14 protein-coding genes are annotated in these 16112 nt (G+C 72.7%); 5 read left to right on the top strand and 9 right to left on the bottom strand.

Annotated features, from left to right (window positions below):
• Positions 1-17: 17 nt before the first annotated feature.
• On the bottom strand, positions 18-2483 hold the full coding sequence (gene pcrA, locus ACZ4MU_RS23125) for a DNA helicase PcrA (protein WP_467879600.1): 2466 nt from the start codon (positions 2481-2483) through the stop codon (positions 18-20).
• Positions 2484-2702: 219 nt separating this feature from the next.
• Between pcrA and ACZ4MU_RS23120 the strand changes: the two genes are divergently transcribed.
• A complete protein-coding gene (locus ACZ4MU_RS23120; RefSeq protein ID WP_467879597.1) occupies positions 2703-3905 on the top strand; it encodes a C40 family peptidase in 1203 nt (400 codons plus the stop codon).
• Between the two features lie 37 nt (positions 3906-3942).
• Here the strand turns inward: ACZ4MU_RS23120 and ACZ4MU_RS23115 are convergent, their stop codons facing one another.
• Positions 3943-4296: a hypothetical protein gene (locus ACZ4MU_RS23115; protein ID WP_467879595.1), complete on the bottom strand. Its 354-nt coding sequence runs from the start codon at positions 4294-4296 to the stop codon at positions 3943-3945.
• A gap of 326 nt (positions 4297-4622) precedes the next feature.
• On the opposite strand from ACZ4MU_RS23115, the gene ACZ4MU_RS23110 reads away from it, so the two are divergent.
• On the top strand, positions 4623-5702 hold the full coding sequence (locus tag ACZ4MU_RS23110) for a C40 family peptidase (RefSeq protein WP_467879592.1): 1080 nt from the start codon (positions 4623-4625) through the stop codon (positions 5700-5702).
• Here ACZ4MU_RS23110 and ACZ4MU_RS23105 read toward each other — a convergent pair.
• The 3 genes from ACZ4MU_RS23105 to ACZ4MU_RS23095 form a co-directional block, all read right to left on the bottom strand.
• Positions 5666-6802, bottom strand: a complete 1137-nt coding sequence (locus ACZ4MU_RS23105) for an alpha/beta hydrolase (protein WP_467879590.1) — start codon at positions 6800-6802, stop codon at positions 5666-5668. The two genes, ACZ4MU_RS23110 and ACZ4MU_RS23105, sit on opposite strands and share 37 nt — an antisense overlap.
• Before the next feature lie 187 nt (positions 6803-6989).
• On the bottom strand, positions 6990-7691 hold the full coding sequence (locus ACZ4MU_RS23100) for a response regulator transcription factor (RefSeq protein ID WP_365103751.1): 702 nt from the start codon (positions 7689-7691) through the stop codon (positions 6990-6992).
• Positions 7688-8965: a PspC domain-containing protein gene (locus tag ACZ4MU_RS23095; protein ID WP_467879586.1), complete on the bottom strand. Its 1278-nt coding sequence runs from the start codon at positions 8963-8965 to the stop codon at positions 7688-7690. The genes ACZ4MU_RS23100 and ACZ4MU_RS23095 overlap by 4 nt, the downstream gene beginning before the upstream one ends.
• A gap of 242 nt (positions 8966-9207) precedes the next feature.
• Here ACZ4MU_RS23095 and ACZ4MU_RS23090 point away from each other — a divergent pair, with 242 nt between their 5' ends.
• Positions 9208-10566, top strand: a complete 1359-nt coding sequence (locus ACZ4MU_RS23090) for a PspC domain-containing protein (protein WP_467879584.1) — start codon at positions 9208-9210, stop codon at positions 10564-10566.
• Positions 10553-10819: a hypothetical protein gene (locus ACZ4MU_RS23085; RefSeq protein WP_467879581.1), complete on the top strand. Its 267-nt coding sequence runs from the start codon at positions 10553-10555 to the stop codon at positions 10817-10819. The genes ACZ4MU_RS23090 and ACZ4MU_RS23085 overlap by 14 nt, the downstream gene beginning before the upstream one ends.
• On the opposite strand, the gene ACZ4MU_RS23080 is transcribed toward ACZ4MU_RS23085, so the two are convergent.
• The 4 genes from ACZ4MU_RS23080 to guaA all read right to left on the bottom strand — a co-directional run bounded on the left by ACZ4MU_RS23080 (position 10723) and on the right by guaA (position 15307).
• The gene (locus ACZ4MU_RS23080; RefSeq protein WP_467879578.1) at positions 10723-11253 is read right to left on the bottom strand and encodes a DoxX family protein; all 531 of its coding nucleotides are present in this window, start codon (positions 11251-11253) and stop codon (positions 10723-10725) included. The genes ACZ4MU_RS23085 and ACZ4MU_RS23080 overlap by 97 nt on opposite strands.
• Before the next feature lie 108 nt (positions 11254-11361).
• The gene (locus tag ACZ4MU_RS23075) at positions 11362-12606 is read right to left on the bottom strand and encodes a hypothetical protein (RefSeq protein WP_467879575.1); all 1245 of its coding nucleotides are present in this window, start codon (positions 12604-12606) and stop codon (positions 11362-11364) included.
• 120 nt (positions 12607-12726) lie between these two features.
• A complete protein-coding gene (locus tag ACZ4MU_RS23070; RefSeq protein WP_467879573.1) occupies positions 12727-13530 on the bottom strand; it encodes a class II aldolase/adducin family protein in 804 nt (267 codons plus the stop codon).
• A 178-nt stretch (positions 13531-13708) separates the two neighbouring features.
• Positions 13709-15307, bottom strand: a complete 1599-nt coding sequence (gene guaA, locus ACZ4MU_RS23065; RefSeq protein WP_467879571.1) for a glutamine-hydrolyzing GMP synthase — start codon at positions 15305-15307, stop codon at positions 13709-13711.
• Between the two features lie 315 nt (positions 15308-15622).
• Here guaA and ACZ4MU_RS23060 point away from each other — a divergent pair, with 315 nt between their 5' ends.
• Complete coding sequence (locus ACZ4MU_RS23060; protein WP_406554280.1) at positions 15623-15910, top strand: chorismate mutase; 288 nt, start codon at positions 15623-15625, stop codon at positions 15908-15910.
• Positions 15911-16112: the final 202 nt, after the last annotated feature.

The raw sequence follows: 16112 nt of genomic DNA, 5'->3' as shown, positions 1-16112 counted from the left end.
CGGGCGCGGGCGCGCCCCTACAGCTTCTCCACCGGTGCGTAGCGCAGCAGCAGCTTCTTGGGGCGCTCGTCGCCGAAGTCGATCGTGGCCTGCGCGTCCGAACCGGACCCGGTCACCGACACCACCGTGCCCAGACCGAACTGGTCGTGGGTGACGCGGTCGCCGATGGTCAGCGCGATCACCGGCTTGTCGCTGGTGCGCCGGGTCGCGAAGCCCGCGGGGCCCGAGCGCGCCCGCGAGGAGGAGGGTCCCCCGCCGAGGCCCTTGCCCGAGACCGGGCCCGCCGGGGCGGCCATCGGTCCGGTGCGCTTCCACTCCAGGTGCTGGCCGGGGATCTCCTCCAGGAACCGGGACGGCGGGTTGTACGAGGGCTGGCCCCAGGCGCTGCGCATCGAGGAGCGCGTCAGATACAGCCGCTCGCGGGCGCGGGTGATGCCCACGTACGCCAGGCGGCGCTCCTCCTCCAGCTCCTTGACCTGGCCCAGCGCGCGCATGTGCGGGAAGACGCCGTCCTCCATGCCGGTCAGGAACACCACCGGGAACTCCAGGCCCTTGGCGGTGTGCAGGGTCATCAGCGTGATGACGCCGGAGCCCTCCTCGTCCTCGTCGGGGATCTGGTCGGAGTCGGCGACGAGGGCGACCTGCTCCAGGAACTCGGCGAGGGTGGGCGTGGGCGCCTCCGCGCCGTCGGTCCCCTCCGCCTGGCCGCGCGCCTGCTCGAACTCCAGGGCCACGGCGGCGAGTTCCTGGAGGTTCTCGATGCGGGTCTCGTCCTGCGGGTCGGTGGAGGCCTGGAGCTCGGCCAGATAGCCGGTCTGCTCCAGGACCGCCTCCAGCACGACGGCCGGGCCCGCGCCCGAGTCGACGATCGTGCGCAGGTCGTCCATGAGCTGGTTGAAGCGCTTGACGGCGTTGGCGGAACGGGCCGCCATTCCGTACGCCTCGTCGACGCGGCGCAGCGCCTGCGGGAAGGTGATCTTCTCCCGCAGCGAGAGCGCGTCGATCATGGCTTCGGCGCGGTCCCCGATGCCGCGCTTGGGCACGTTCAGGATGCGGCGCAGCGGGACCGCGTCCTCGGGGTTGGCGAGGACGCGGAGATAGGCGAGGACGTCGCGGACCTCCTTGCGCTCGTAGAAGCGCACTCCGCCGACGACCTTGTACGGCAGGCCGACGCGGATGAAGATCTCCTCGAAAACACGGGACTGGGCGTTGGTCCGGTAGAAGATCGCCACGTCACCGGCCTTGGCGTCGCCCGCGTCGGTGAGCCGGTCGATCTCGTCGGCGACGAACTGCGCCTCGTCGTGCTCGGTGTCCGCCACGTAGCCGGTGATGCGCGCGCCCGCGCCCGCGTCCGTCCACAGGTTCTTGGGGCGGCGGCTCTCGTTGCGCTCGATGACCGCGTTGGCGGCGGAGAGGATCGTCTGCGTGGAGCGGTAGTTCTGCTCCAGCATGATCGTCGTCGCGTCCGGATAGTCCTCCTCGAACTGGAGGATGTTACGGATCGTGGCGCCGCGGAAGGCGTAGATCGACTGGTCGGCGTCGCCGACGACGCACAGCTCGGCCGGCGCCTCGTCCTTCCCGGCCGGGCCGACCAGCTCGCGCACCAGGGTGTACTGCGCGTGGTTGGTGTCCTGGTACTCGTCGACCATCACATGGCGGAAGCGGCGGCGGTAGTGCTCGGCGACGTCCGGGAACGCCTGGAGCAGGTGGACCGTCGTCATGATGATGTCGTCGAAGTCCAGCGCGTTGGCCTCGCGCAGCCGCGCCTGGTACATCGCGTACGCCTGCGCCAGGGTCTTCTCGAAGCCGTCGACGGCCTGGCCGGCGAAGGTCTCCTCGTCGATCAGCTCGTTCTTCAGGTTGGAGATCTTGGCGCTGAAGGACTTCGGCGGGAACTTCTTGGGATCGAGGTCCAGGTCGCGGCAGACCAGCGCCATCAGCCGCTTGGAGTCGGCCGCGTCGTAGATCGAGAACGACGAGGTGAAGCCGAGCTTCTTGGACTCGCGGCGCAGGATCCGCACACAGGCGCTGTGGAAGGTCATCACCCACATCGCGTGCGCCCGCGGGCCGACGAGCTGCTCGACGCGCTCCTTCATCTCGCCCGCGGCCTTGTTGGTGAAGGTGATCGCGAGGATCTGGCCGGGGTGGACGCCTCGGGTGGCCAGCAGGTGGGCGATGCGGTGGGTGAGCACCCGGGTCTTGCCGGAGCCCGCGCCGGCCACGATGAGCAGCGGGGAGCCCGCGTGGACCACGGCCGCGCGCTGGTTCTCGTTCAGCCCCTCCAGGAGGGTCGCCGGGTCGACCACCGGGCGCGGGGCGCCGTCCCGGTAGTACGCGTCGTGGCTCGGGGGTGCGTCGAAACGGCCCTGGAAGAGGTCGTCCGGCACCTCCTCGCGGACCGGGCCGTCCTCGGGCGGCGGCGGGTGCTCCTCCTCGGAGGGGTGGAGGTCCGCCAGGAAGCTGTCGTCAAAGAGGCTGCTCATCGTCTCTTGAGTCTAGGACCCCGCTCTGACACCCCGCTGCCGCCTTCCGCAGAGACGAACCAACGACTACGGAGGGTAAAGGTCACGGGAATGTATCGGGCCTGTCGGACATCAACCTTCCCAGCGGCCGCACGAGTTGGCTAGCGTGCCGCCTCAACCGGGAACGCCCCCGTCCGGGGACCGCACCCGCTCGGCACGATCCGTAAGGAGGTGTCGGCCTTGCCCTCCCACCGCAAGCCGCGCACCCGCGTACGTCCGGCCGCACCCGCCGTCGGCATCACCACGGCCGCGCTCGCCTCGGTGGGCCTGCTGGCCCAGAGCGCGGGCGCGGCGCCCGGCCGCCCGGGCCCGACGGTCGAGGAGGTCCAGCGCAAGGTCGACGACCTCTACCGGCAGGCGGGCACGGCCACGGAGACGTACAACCGGGCCAAGGAGGCCACCGAGGTCCAGCGCGCCAAGGTCGACGGCATGCTCGACCAGGTCGCCCGGGGCACCGCCCGGCTGAACGACACCCGCCGGGTCCTGGGCGCCTACGCCGCCGAGCAGTACCGCACCGGCGGCATGGCCTCGACCGCGACCCTGATGCTCGCGGACGACCCGCAGGCCTTCTTCGACCGCAGCCACCTGATGAAGCAGCTGACCGGCCGCGAGGAGCGGGCGCTGCGGGACTTCGAGACCCAGCGGGCGGGCGTCGCGGCCCGGCGCGCGGAGGCGGCCCGTGGCCTGGAGCGGCTGACCGCCTCGCAGGAGGCGCTGCGGGCGGGCAAGAAGGACGTGCAGTCCAAGCTGGCCGCCGCGCGCACCCTGCTGGGCACGCTGACCGCGCGGGAGAAGGCGCGGCTGGCGGAGCTGGAGGCGGAGAAGCGGGAGGAGGCGCGGAAGAAGGCGGCGGAGCTGGCCGCGCGCCAGGCGGCGGCCAGGAAGGCGGCGGAGGCGGCGGAAGCGGCCGAGGCCGCGAAGAAGCCGCCGACGGCGCCGGGCACGGGCTCCGGCACGGGGACGGGATCGGGTTCGGCGGCGGGTTCCGGGTCGGGTTCGGGGTCCAGTACTCCGCCGCCCTCCTCCCCCACGACCACCAAGGCCGCCCAGGCGCTCGCGTTCGCCCGCGACCAGATCGGCAAGCCGTATGTGTGGGGTGCGACCGGGCCGTCCTCGTACGACTGCTCCGGGCTCACCCAGGCCGCCTGGAAGGCCGCCGGGGTGGCTCTGCCACGCACCACCTGGGACCAGGCCAAGACCGGCACCCGGGTGGCCACGGACGATCTGCGCCCCGGTGACCTGGTCTTCTTCTACGACGACATCAGCCATGTCGGGATGTACATCGGCAACGGGATGATGATCCACGCGCCGAAGCCGGGGGCGTACGTGCGCGAGGAGTCGATCTACTACATGCCGATCTACGGGAGCGTGCGCCCCGCGTAGGGGGCGACGTGGTGCGCCACCTCGCGCACGCCCGCGCTCACGTCCAGAGCGTCGCGATGAAGATGTTGGCCACGGTCAGCCCGCCCACCGCGCCGAACAGGGCCTTCTCCACCTTCTCGTCGTCGCGCTTCACATAGACCAGGCCGAGGATCACCACCAGGACCGCCAGCTTCAGGCCGATCTTGGCGGTGTTCACGGAGTTGTCGTCGGCCTGGTTGAGGCCCACCAGCGCCACGCCCGTGACCAGCATCGTCAGCGCGCCGTGCAGCATCGCGGGCACGAAGCGCGCGGTCCCGACGCCCATCGCCTTCATCTGGGTCAGGAAACCGCCCAGGAGGGAGGCGATGCCGATGATGTGCAGGGCGACGAAGACATTGATGAGTACGTCCATGGTTCGCGAGCCTAGCCAGCCCGTAGCACGGTGTTGCGGGCAGGTGGGCCCCCTCCGGCTCCTCGGTCACAGCGGCACCGGGAAGCGGGCCCATCCGATGATGTACCGGTCATATCCGGTCGGATGAGCGCCGGAAGAGAACACTTCGCCGCTTTGCGTCACTCCCCAGTGTGGCCCAGGTTTAGCGTCCTCCCCCAGGCGACCGACTCCCCATCGCCGCTCCCTCGGGGGGCGGCCGGCGGTCGCCGGCCGAGAGATCCGGCGGCGGGCCGTTCCCCCTGTGCGGTCCGTCGCCGGGTGCGCACGGAAGGACGTGAAGGCACCTAGTGGCTGCACATCGAAAGCCCCGGCAGCATCCGCTCACCGGCCCCGCCGCCCGCACCGCGGCAACCCTCGCCCTGGCCGGGGCCGCCACCGCCACCGCTTTCGAGGGCTCCGGACACGCCGAGCCCCGCCTGACCCCGGCCCAGGTCAAGGCCAAGGTCGACAAGCTCTACCAGGAGGCCGAGGTCGCCACCGAGGCGTACAACGGCGCCAAGGAGAAGGCGGACGAGGCCCAGCGGGCCGTCACCGCGCTCCAGGACGAGGCCGCCCGCAAGGCCGGGAAGCTTAGCAGCGCGCGCAACGCGCTGGGCTCGCTCGCCACCGCCCAGTACCGCACCGGCGGCGTCGCCCCCGCGCTCCAGCTGATGCTCTCCTCCGACCCTCGGCGCTACCTCGACGACGCGGCCCTCCAGGAGCGGGCCGGGGACCGGACGGCGAACGCCGTCGCCGGGGTCCGCAGGCAGCTCGCCGAGCTGAAGCGGCTGCACACCGCCGCCGACGGCCGCCTCGCCGAACTGCGTGGCCGGCAGGCCGAGCTCAGGCGCCAGAAGGAGACCATCAGGTCGAAGATCGACTCGGCGCGGGCGCTGCTCGCGCGACTCACCGCCGAGGAGCGCCAGGCGTACGAGAGCGAGGACGGCGCCCGGACCGGCGCGGGCGCCCCCGGCCGCGCGAGCCGCTCCTCGACCTCCGGCGCGCCCGTCGCGGCCCCCGGCGGGCTTCCGGCGCCCAGCGGCCGGGCGGCGGCGGCCGTCGCGTACGCCTACACCGCGCTCGGCAAGCCCTATGTGTGGGGCGCGACCGGGCCGTCCGCGTTCGACTGCTCGGGGCTGACCCAGGCGGCCTGGAGCGCGGCGGGTGTCTCGCTGCCCCGGACCACGTACACCCAGATCAGCTCGGGCGCCCGGGTCTCCCGTTCCAGCCTCGCCCCCGGTGACCTGGTCTTCTTCTACTCGGGTATCAGCCACGTCGGGCTCTACGTCGGCGGCGGCCAGATGATCCACGCGCCGCACCCGGGGGCACCGGTGCGGCTCGCGCCGATCGATCAGATGCCGTTCGCGGGGGCGACCCGGCCGGCCTGACCGAGCTCCCGGGTCAGCCAGCGGAAGACGTCGGGCACTTGGCGCTCCCACACGCTGCTGCGGTGGCCGCCGCCGTTGAGGCGGACGACGTGGACGGTGGTGGGCGCCTTGGCGGCCTTCTTCAGGGCCAGCCCGTCGTCGTAGCCGTCGCCGAGGTCGCCGGAGACGAACAGCGAGGTGTGCGGCGGGGTCTTGGCGTTCTTGAGGATCCACAGCGGGTTGGACTCGCGGCGCAGCTTCGGGTCGCGCGCGGTGATCGAGGCGCCCTCGGCGGCCGGGTCGTTGTAGCCGGAGAGGTCGACGCCGGCGCGGTAACGGTCCGGGTGCGCGAGCGCGAGCCTGGCGGCGCAGTGGCCGCCCGCCGAGTACCCCGCCACGGCCCAGCCCTCGGGTCCGGTGGCCGCCCGGAAGTTGTCGGTGATCATCTTCCGTACGTCCACGCTGATCCAGGTGTCGGCGTTGACGGTGCCGGGCACATTGGCGCAGCCGGTGTCGCGTCCATCCAGGAGCGTGGTGCGCGGCGAGACGAGGATGAAGGGCGCGACCTCGCCGCGCCGCATCATCGGCGTGAGCTGGCGCTGGGTGTGCAGCGAGCCGAACCAGGCGCCGATGGAGCCCGGGTAGCCGGGCAGCAGCTCGACGACGGGGAACGTCCTGTCCTTGTACGCGGGGTCGTTGTACTGCGGCGGCAGCCAGACCGCCACATCGCCCTCGACGCCGGAGATCGCGCCCTTGAGGGTGGTCTTCATGACCCCGTTGCCGACCTTGCCCTTGTACTCCTTGAAGACCTGCTTGACCTTGGGCGCGGCCGCCGCCTTCTGGCCGCCGGTGCCGTCGGGGCCGAGGTCGGGGGCCGCGTTGACGTGGTTGCCGGTGCCGAGCAGGTCGTCCCAGTTGTCGTAGAGCCCGTTGGCGTTGTTGACCATCACGAAGACCACGAGGACGGCGGTGAACTGGGCGAACACCAGCATGAGCAGCCGCGAGGCCCCTCGCACCACGGCCGGGCCGCCGATCCTGCTCCACAGGAACAGGGGCAGCAGCAGGGCCGCCACCGCCACGAGGACGGCGGTCAGCAGGAAGGGGGTACCGGTCAGGCTCATCACGGACGGGAAGAGCCGCTCGACCTGGCGGGAGTTGCCCCGCTTTGCGAGTCCTTTACTCTTCCGGCGCCCGCCTCGGGGTCCGCCGGTCCCGCGACGTCCCCGCCGAGCCGGCCCCCGGTCCGCCGCCCCGCGTCCCGCCGGCTCAGCCCTGGCAGCGCGCCGGCCCCGCCCCCTGCCCGGCCCCTCAGACCAGCCGTCGCGCCGTGGCCCACCGCGTCAGCTCGTGGCGGTTGGACAGCTGGAGCTTGCGCAGGACCGCCGAGACGTGGGACTCGACCGTCTTCACCGAGATGAACAGCTGCTTGGCGATCTCCTTGTACGCGTAACCCCGCGCGATCAGCCGCAGCACCTCCCGCTCGCGCTGGGTGAGGCGGTCCAGGTCCTCGTCGACCGGCGGCGCGTCCGTCGACGCGAAGGCGTCCAGGACGAAGCCCGCCAGGCGCGGCGAGAACACCGCGTCGCCCTCCTGGACGCGGAAGATCGAGTCGATCAGGTCCGTCCCCGTGATCGTCTTGGTGACGTAGCCACGGGCGCCGCCCCGGATCACCCCGATCACGTCCTCCGCCGCGTCCGAGACCGACAGCGCCAGGAAGCGCACCGGATTCTCCGGGTCCGCCATCAACGGGGCCGAACGGCGCAGGACTTCCACACCGCCGCCGCCCGGCAGATGGACGTCGAGCAGCACGACCTCCGGCCGGGTCGCCGTGATCACGGTGACCGCCTGGTCCACGTCGGCCGCCTCCCCGACGACCTCGACGCCCGTCTCCTCGGTCCGGCCGATCTCCGCCTGGACTCCCGTGCGGAACATACGGTGGTCGTCGACCAGGACGACCCGCACCCGCCGCTCGGCACCGCCCTGGCCCTGCTGGGACTGCTCCGTCGTCATCCGTCCGCCCTCTCCATCTCCAGCTCGACCTCGGTGCCCCCGCCGGGCACCGCCCGCAGCCGTGCCGTTCCGCCGTTGCGCTGCATCCGGCCGATGATCGATTCTCGTACGCCCATGCGGTCGTCGGGGACCGCGTCCAGGTCGAAGCCGGGGCCGCGGTCCCGTACGGACACGAAGACCGTGCGGCCCTCGACCTCCGCGAAGACCTGGACGGCGCCGCCCTCGCCACCGTACTTGGCGGCGTTCACCATCGCCTCGCGCGCGGCCTGCATCTGCGCGGACAGCCGTTCGTCGAGCGGGCAGTCGCCCACGACCACGACCTCCAGCGGCACCCCGTGCTTGTCCTCGACCTCGGCGGCGGCCTTCTTCACCGCCTCGGCCAGGGTCTCCGGCTCCTCCGACTCGTCCTTGCCGGTGCCCTCCGGCCGGTAGAGCCAGGCCCGCAGCTCCCGCTCCTGGGCGCGTGCCAGGCGCCGCACCTCCCCCACGTTCTCCGCGTTGCGCTGGATCAGGGTGAGGGTGTGCAGCACCGAGTCGTGCACGTGGGCGGCGACTTCGGCGCGCTCCTGGGCGCGGATGCGCATCAGGCGCTCCTCGGAGAGGTCCTGGGTCATCCGGACGAGATAGGGGCCCGCCAGGAGCGCTATGCCCGCGATGACCGCGAGCGCGGCCGTCAGGACGTTGCCGAGCTGGGCGGCCGAGCCGCGCACCACCACGAACCCGGTGAACCCCGCGCCGACCAGCGCCACCCCGGCCAGCCCCCGGGCCAGCGGCAGCAGCCGACTGCGCCGGGCGCCCTCGGTCCAGCGCGCCCGCCGGGCGTTGTCCGCCTGGCGCCACACCAGGATCACACCGGCGCCGACCAGGAGCGTGGGCCAGATGTAGGGGCTCGCCCAGCCGCCCACGTTCACATTGCCCGCGAAGATCACCGCGCCGACGCAGAGCGCGATCAGGGCGACCACCTGACCCTTGTCGGGCTTGCGCAGCCGTCGGCGGCCGTCGGGGCTCACCTCGAACGCCGAGCGCGGCTCGGCCGTGCCTCCCAGGCCCAGCGGCACCACGAACCAGAACACCGCGTACAGCAGCGCCCCCAGGCCGTCGATCATGAACAGGCCGAGGAAGACGATCCGCACCCACACGACCGGCAGCCCCAGATGACCGGCGAGACCCCGCGCCACCCCACCGAGCATCCGGCCCTCGGCCGAGCGGTAGAGCTTGCGCACGGGGGGTTCGGCGGCCTCGGGGGGCGCGGTTCGGGGAGCGGCGACTGGCATGGACCGATCGTCACACGTCCGCGCGGGTGCGGGCATCAGGGTTGGCCCCCAGAACGCCCCTGATCCCCGTTCCCCGTGGGAGGGAGCCGGGTTCCCCGTCCGGGGGAGCAAGAAGGCCCCGTCCGGGGGAGCCGTTCTCCCCCGCCGGGGGGAGGCCCCGGCTCCGCATCAGGGGCAATCTCAGGGAGAGGCCAGGGTCGGGGCGGGTGCCGGAGGCTCCTACGGCCCGTCACCATGGAGCCATGACGCAGCCGACCGATACCCCCGTCGCGCCGCCGGACCCGGAACCGGGCCCGGCGCCCGCCGCGCCGCATCTGCGCCGCAGCGGTCACAACAAGGTGATCGGCGGCGTCTGCGGCGGCCTCGGGCGGTACTGCGACATCGACCCGGTGATCTTCCGGGTCGCGCTGGGCGTGCTCACCGTCACCGGCGGCCTCGGCCTGCTCTTCTACGGGTTCGGCTGGCTGCTGCTCCCGCAGGACGACGAGGAGGAGAACGAGGCGCGACGGCTGCTGTCCGGCCGGGTGGAGGGCCAGGCGCTGGCCGCCGTGCTGATGGCGCTGGCGGGCTGCGGGATCTTCCTGTCCATGCTCAACAACGGCTCGGTGATGAGCTTCGCGTGGCTGCTGACGCTGGCCGTCGCGGGCGTCGGCGTCTGGTCCCAGCGACGCTCGCTCACGCCCACGGAGGCCCCGCCGGACGCGGCAGTGGGCGCCCCGGTGGCGCCCGGGGCCGCCTCCCCCGCCTTCGGCCCCGGCGCGGCCCCGCCCGAGACCAAGGCGCCGCCCACCCCCGCCTCGCCCTCCTGGTGGCGCGACCCGATCGTCAAGGACGGCACCACGGGCCCGGTCGGCACGGGCTATCTGTGGGGCGCCGACGACGCCGACCCCGCCGTCGGCCTCGCGGGTGCCGGGGCGCGCGCCACGAAGGCGGACCGGGCCGGGAAGGCGGCCGACCGGGCCACCCGCGGCCCGCGTGCCATCGGCGGGTTCGTCTTCCTGCTCGCCCTGCTCGCGGCGGGCGCCGGCACCGCGGGCGCGTGGAGCCACCAGCCGCTGGGCACCGCCCTCCAGATCGGGCTGGCGGCGGCTCTCGTGGTCTTCGGCCTCGGCCTGGTGATCAGCGCGTTCGTGGGGCGCACCGGGTTCGGCACGCTCTTCCTGGCGGTCCTCACGGCCGCCCTGCTGGCCGGTGCCTCGGCGCTGCCGAAGACCATCACCACCCAGTGGACCAGGACCGACTGGACCCCGGCCGCCGCAGCCGACGTACAGCCGTCGTACGCGCTGGGATCGGGCGAGGGCACCCTCGACCTGAGCAGGGTCGTGGTGCCGGCCGGGCAGAGCGTGAGGACGCGCGCGGAGGTCGGCGCCGGACGGCTGAAGGTCGTCGTGCCCCTGGGCGCGACCGTGAAGGCGCACATCGTGGTGGGCGTCGGCGACGTCCAGCTGCCCACCGAGAAGCCGGAGGACGTCGACATCCAGCCCGACCAGAAGAAGACCGTGACCCTGCCGCCGCCCGCCGGGGCGAAGCCGGCCGGGACCCTGGAGCTCGATCTGCACGTCTCCATCGGCCAGGCGGAGGTGGACCGTGCCGCGTCATGAGTTCCGGCCGGGCCGGCTGGTCGCGGGAGTGGTGATGCTGGCCACCGCCGCCCTGTTCGGGGGCGACGCGGCCGACGCGTGGCAGGTTCCCTGGTACGAGGTGATCCCGGTGGTCTGCGGCGGGCTCAGCCTCGCCGGGCTCGCCAGCTGGGCGGGCTACTCGGTGCGCAGACGGCGCCGCGACGCCAGCCAGGCGTCGGCGGACAGCAGCGGTGTCCCGGCGAGCACCAGCGGCAGCCAGGCCATCAGATAGGCCAGGTCGTTGCCGTAGTAGTAGGGCGTGGTCGCCCAGCTCACGGTCAGCCACAGGCTCAGCGAGATCAGCGCGCCGCCGAGGGCCGCGAGCCGCCCGAACAGACCGATCAGGATGCCCACGCCCACGGCCACCTCGCCGATGGCGATGGCGTATCCGAAGCCGACCGGGCTCTTGAGGGCGAGGTCGACGAGGGCGGGGATCGCGGAGCTGTCGCGCACCGAGTGCATCAGCTCCCCGATCGAGCCGCTGCCGCTCGCCTTGAGGGTGGTGGTGCCGCCGGTCATCTTGTCGAACCCGGCGTAGACGAACGTGACACCGAGGAAGACGCGCAGCGGCAGCAGCGCGTATCCGCCGGCCGTCTCCTTCAGCCCCCGCAGGCCCCCGCCGGTGGCCGTCCCGCCGCGTCTCCGGGGGAGGTTTCCGTGTGCCATCGCCGTTCCCGCCTTCCGTAACCCCTGTCACCTGACCATACGTACGGAAGCGGCGGCCGGCTCAACCGGTTCACCTCTCAACCGGTTTCCCCCGGTGGCGGCGCCGGCTCAGTCGGTGACGTCGATCGTCACCCGGTTCGTCTCCAGCCCCGCGGCCGTGATCACCCGTACCTCCACCCGCCCCGGCTCGACGTCCACCGGGACCGGCACGGTCAGCACGGTGTCGCTGGGGTTGGCGAAGCCGCCCGCGACCGGGACCAGCGGCACATGGACATGGACGGCGCCGATCCGCACGACCATCCGGGCGAGGCGGTCGGGGGTGCCCGCTCCGGGCGGTACGAATCCGACGCCGCGGATCTCGATGTCGTCTCCGGTACGGATCGGCGCGTCCAGATCGCCCGCCTCGCGCGCCCGGACCACCGAGAGCACGACGGGACGACCGCCTTCGGCGTACTTCCCCGCGAAGTACGTCAGCGCGGACACGGCCACCAGGACGGCCGGCGCCCACGGCAGATCGGGCAGCTGGTCGGGACGCCGGGCCAGGTGCACGGCGGCGAACAGCAGGGCGACCGCGGAGACCAGGACGTACTGGACGTCCGCGAAGCTGCCGCGCCCGGCGTCGTCGGTGAGCAGATCGGCGGCGCGCGGCCGCTCCGCGCGCACCTTCTGCAGCCGCTGCCCCGCGATACGGACGGCCACCACCCGGCGCACCACCACGCTCACCGCGCTGACCAGCGCGACCACCGCCAGCAGGCCCGCGCCACGGGAGAGTCCGAGGCCGTGGATCAGCGCCTCGCGCTCCTTCGCGCCCGACGCCCCCGCCAGCCGTACGGCGAGGAGCAGCACCGCGAAGGCCACGAGCAGCACCCAGGCGGCGGCCACCGCGCGCGAGGTGGAGAGCCGGTTGTCCTCGCCGACGACCGGCGCGAGCACTCCGCCGCGCGCCCGGTGCAGCCACCCGGCCCCGCTCAGCACCACCGCCGCCACCAGGGCGGCGACCAGACCGGCGGTCCTGGCGTGGTTCCAGCCCGCGCCGATCGCGGTGAACGCCTCCACCAGGGCCAGCACGGCGACGCCCGCCCACACCAGTGCCAGCGTGGCCCGCCAGACCGCGGCCGGCCAGGCCTGCCCCGCCTCCCGGCCCCGTTCGGCGAGCACCCGGGCGGACTGGGTGAGCTCGTCCGACACCCACTGGCGGGACGCCCCGGCGGAGTGCGCGACGGCGGCGGGCAGCCCTTCCCCGGCGGCGAGGCCGTCGCGCTTGGCCAGGAACGCCGCCACCGCGCGCCGGTGGCCGTCCCGCGCTCCGGGACCGCAGTCACCACCGCATTGCCGAGCCTCCTGCACCGCCACGGAAATCTCGCCCTTCCCTCAAGTGCTGCCGACTGTCAGGGAATTGTGCCGTACGAAAACCATCCTCCGGGCGGCGGAGGCACATAGGGGGAGTGATTGACGCACCATCAAATTGACGGACTACGACAGCAGTTCGGGCTCCGACTCACTGATCTGGCGCCACAGCGGCTGGTAGTTGATCCACGCGACCAGGTCGCTGCCCAGCTGGTCGCGGGTGGCGACGGCGTCCCGGCGCGCGATGGGCACGGGCTTGCCGGCCGCCCGCGCCACCAGCTGCACCTGGGCGCACCGCTCCATCGAAAGGAACCACCAGGCCGCCGCGTCGACCGAATCCCCCACGGTCAGCAGCCCGTGGTTGCGCAGGATCACCGCCTTGTACGCGCCGAGCGCCGCCGCGATCCGGCGCCCCTCCTCGGCGTCGACGACCACTCCCGTACAGGCGTCGAAGAGCGCGTGGTCCTCGAAGAAGGCGCACGCCTCCTGGGTGTAGGGCTCGATCAGCTCGCCCAGCGCCGCCAGCGCGCGCCCGTGCACCGAATGGGTGTGGGCCACCGCCACCACGTCGGGCCGGGCCCGGTGCACCTGGGCGTGGACCGCGAAGGCCGCCTGGTTGACGTGGTGGCCTCCCTCGACGACCTGGCCCTCCCCGTTGACCAGCACCAGCTCACCCGCGGTGACCCGGGCGAACGGCACTCCGAAGGGGTTCACCCAGTAGCAGTCCTCGAACTCCGGGTCGCGTGCCGATATGTGCCCCGAGACGCCCTCCTCGCAGCCGGCCCGGCCAAGGACCCGCAGGGCCCCGGCGAGCCGCTCCTTGCGGTGCCGGCGTTCCTCGGCGGCGGTGGGGTGGGCGGCCGGGAGGGTGAAGTGGAGCCGGTCCACGGGCACGGGGGCGGGGGCGGGCCGCCGCGGGTAGTCGGTCATGGCCGGAAGTTACCGCGCGTTCTCGCAGGTGAACAGAGCCGCGCGGGACCGGATACGACGGCGCCGCCGCCCCGGGATCCGGGACGGCGGCGTACGACTGCGAGGAGTCCTGCTCCCCCGCGAGGGTGTCCGGCGGGGCTTCACCTCCGCGACGGCGGAGACGGGGCACCCGCTGGACTCACTCCCACTCGATCGTGCCCGGCGGCTTGCTCGTCACATCGAGGACGACGCGGTTGACGTCGGCCACCTCGTTGGTGATACGCGTCGAGATCTTCGCCAGCACGTCGTACGGCATCCGCGTCCAATCCGCCGTCATGGCGTCCTCGGAGGAGACCGGGCGCAGCACGATCGGGTGGCCGTAGGTGCGGCCGTCGCCCTGGACGCCGACGCTGCGGACGTCCGCGAGCAGCACGACCGGGCACTGCCAGATCTCGCGGTCGAGACCGGCCGCCGTCAGCTCCTCGCGGGCGATGGCGTCGGCCTCGCGCAGCAGGTCGAGGCGGTCCTTGGTGACCTCGCCGACGATGCGGATGCCCAGGCCCGGGCCCGGGAAGGGCTGGCGCTGGACGATCTCCTCCGGCAGGCCGAGCTCCTGGCCGACCATCCGGACCTCGTCCTTGAACAGCTTGCGCAGCGGCTCGACGAGCTGGAACTCCAGGTCCTCCGGGAGCCCGCCCACGTTGTGGTGCGACTTGATGTTGGCGGTGCCGGTGCCGCCGCCGGACTCGACCACGTCCGGGTAGAGGGTGCCCTGCACGAGGAAGGCGACCTCTTCGCCGTCGGCCGCGCCCTCGGCCACGATCTCGGCCTGGGCCTGCTCGAAGACGCGGATGAACTCGCGGCCGATGATCTTCCGCTTGGTCTCCGGGTCGGAGACTCCGGCCAGTGCGGTGAGGAACCGCTCCTGCGCGTCGACGACCTTCAGCTGGACGCCGGTGGCGGCCACGAAGTCCTTCTCGACCTGCTCGGTCTCGCCCTTGCGCATCAGGCCGTGGTCGACGTACACGCAGGTCAGCTGGGAGCCGATGGCCTTCTGGACGAGAGCCGCGGCGACCGCGGAGTCCACGCCGCCGGACAGGCCGCAGATGGCGCGCTTGGTGCCGACCTGCTCGCGGATGAGAGCGACCTGCTCCTCCACGACGTTGTGCGTGGTCCAGGTGGGCTCGATGCCCGCGCCCCGGTAGAGGAAGTGCTCCAGGACCTGCTGGCCGTACGTGGAGTGCATCACCTCGGGGTGGTACTGCACGCCGTACAGCTTCTTCTCGTCGTTCTCGAAGGCGGCGACCGGCACGACGTCCGTGGACGCGGTGACGGTGAAGCCCTCGGGCGCGGCCGAGCAGGCGTCGCCGTGCGACATCCACACCGGCTGCTCCGTGGGCGTGCCCTCGAAGAGCGTCGAGCCGGCCTGGGTGACGTGCAGGGGCGTGCGGCCGTACTCGCGCGCGCCGTTGTCGTCGACCGTGCCGCCGAGCGTCGTCGCCATCAGCTGGAAGCCGTAGCACATGCCGAAGACCGGGATCCCGGCCTCGAAGATCTCGCGCTCCAGGACGGGGGCGCCTTCCGCGTAGACGGAGGACGGGCCGCCCGAGAGGATGATCGCCTTCGGGTTCTTGGCCAGCATCTCGGCGACGGGCATCGTGCTGGGCACGATCTCGCTGTAGACCCGGGCCTCACGGACGCGGCGGGCGATGAGCTGGGCGTACTGGGCGCCGAAGTCGACAACGAGGACTACGTCCGGGTTGGATGCGGGCGCGGCAGCTGGGGACGCTGATGACACTGGCGGCCTTCCGGCGGTGGGAGGGGGTCTGTATTCGATTCTACCGGGCAGCGGCGCGGGACCTTTCGTCTCACCATCCGAACCGGGATTGGCCCGGCCCGGGACCGTCGGTCCATACTGTCGCCATGCGCGAGCACCAGACCTTCGTCTTTACCTATGGCACCGGCCCGTCCGGCTGCTGTGGGTTCGTCGGTTCTGCTGCTTGAGCAACCGACCAGACACTTCCCAGAGCGCCCCGGGCCGACAAGGCCCGGGGCGCTCTGGCGTTCGCGGGCCGTGTCGCCCCGGGGCACCCGAACCCACCGAGGAGCCCCCGTGTCCGTCACCCCCGCCGAGAAGACAGGCGCCCGCACCGACGAGGCCGCCACCGTGATCACCGGCGCCCGTGAGCGCATCGACGCGCTCGACGACCGCATCATCGGTCTGATCCAGGAACGCATGGCGGTCTCGGCCGTCATCCAGGAGTCCCGGATCGCCTCGGGCGGCCGCCGGGTGAACCTGAACCGCGAGATGGAGGTCCTCGCCCACTACCGCGACGCCCTGGGCAGGCCCGGCACCGCGCTGGCGATGACGATGCTGGAGCTGTGCCGGGGCCGTATCTGAGGCCGGTACGTATCCGGGCCCGGCCCTCTGTCCGTCTCTCTGTCGGTCGGGGTCCGGGGCCGGCGCAGCCTCACCCGTCCGGCGCCGTGACCGGCCGGTGCCCCGCTTCGTTGGTCAGGGTGTCCGTGCCAGCCAGGGGCGGGCCCGAAGAAACCACGCGTGGCTCCGCTGGGGCGTGTGACGTGCCGTCGGCACGTCGTGG

Source organism: Streptomyces sp. NPDC026377, assembly GCF_055567715.1.
This window is presented reverse-complemented; position numbering and strand designations above follow the sequence as displayed.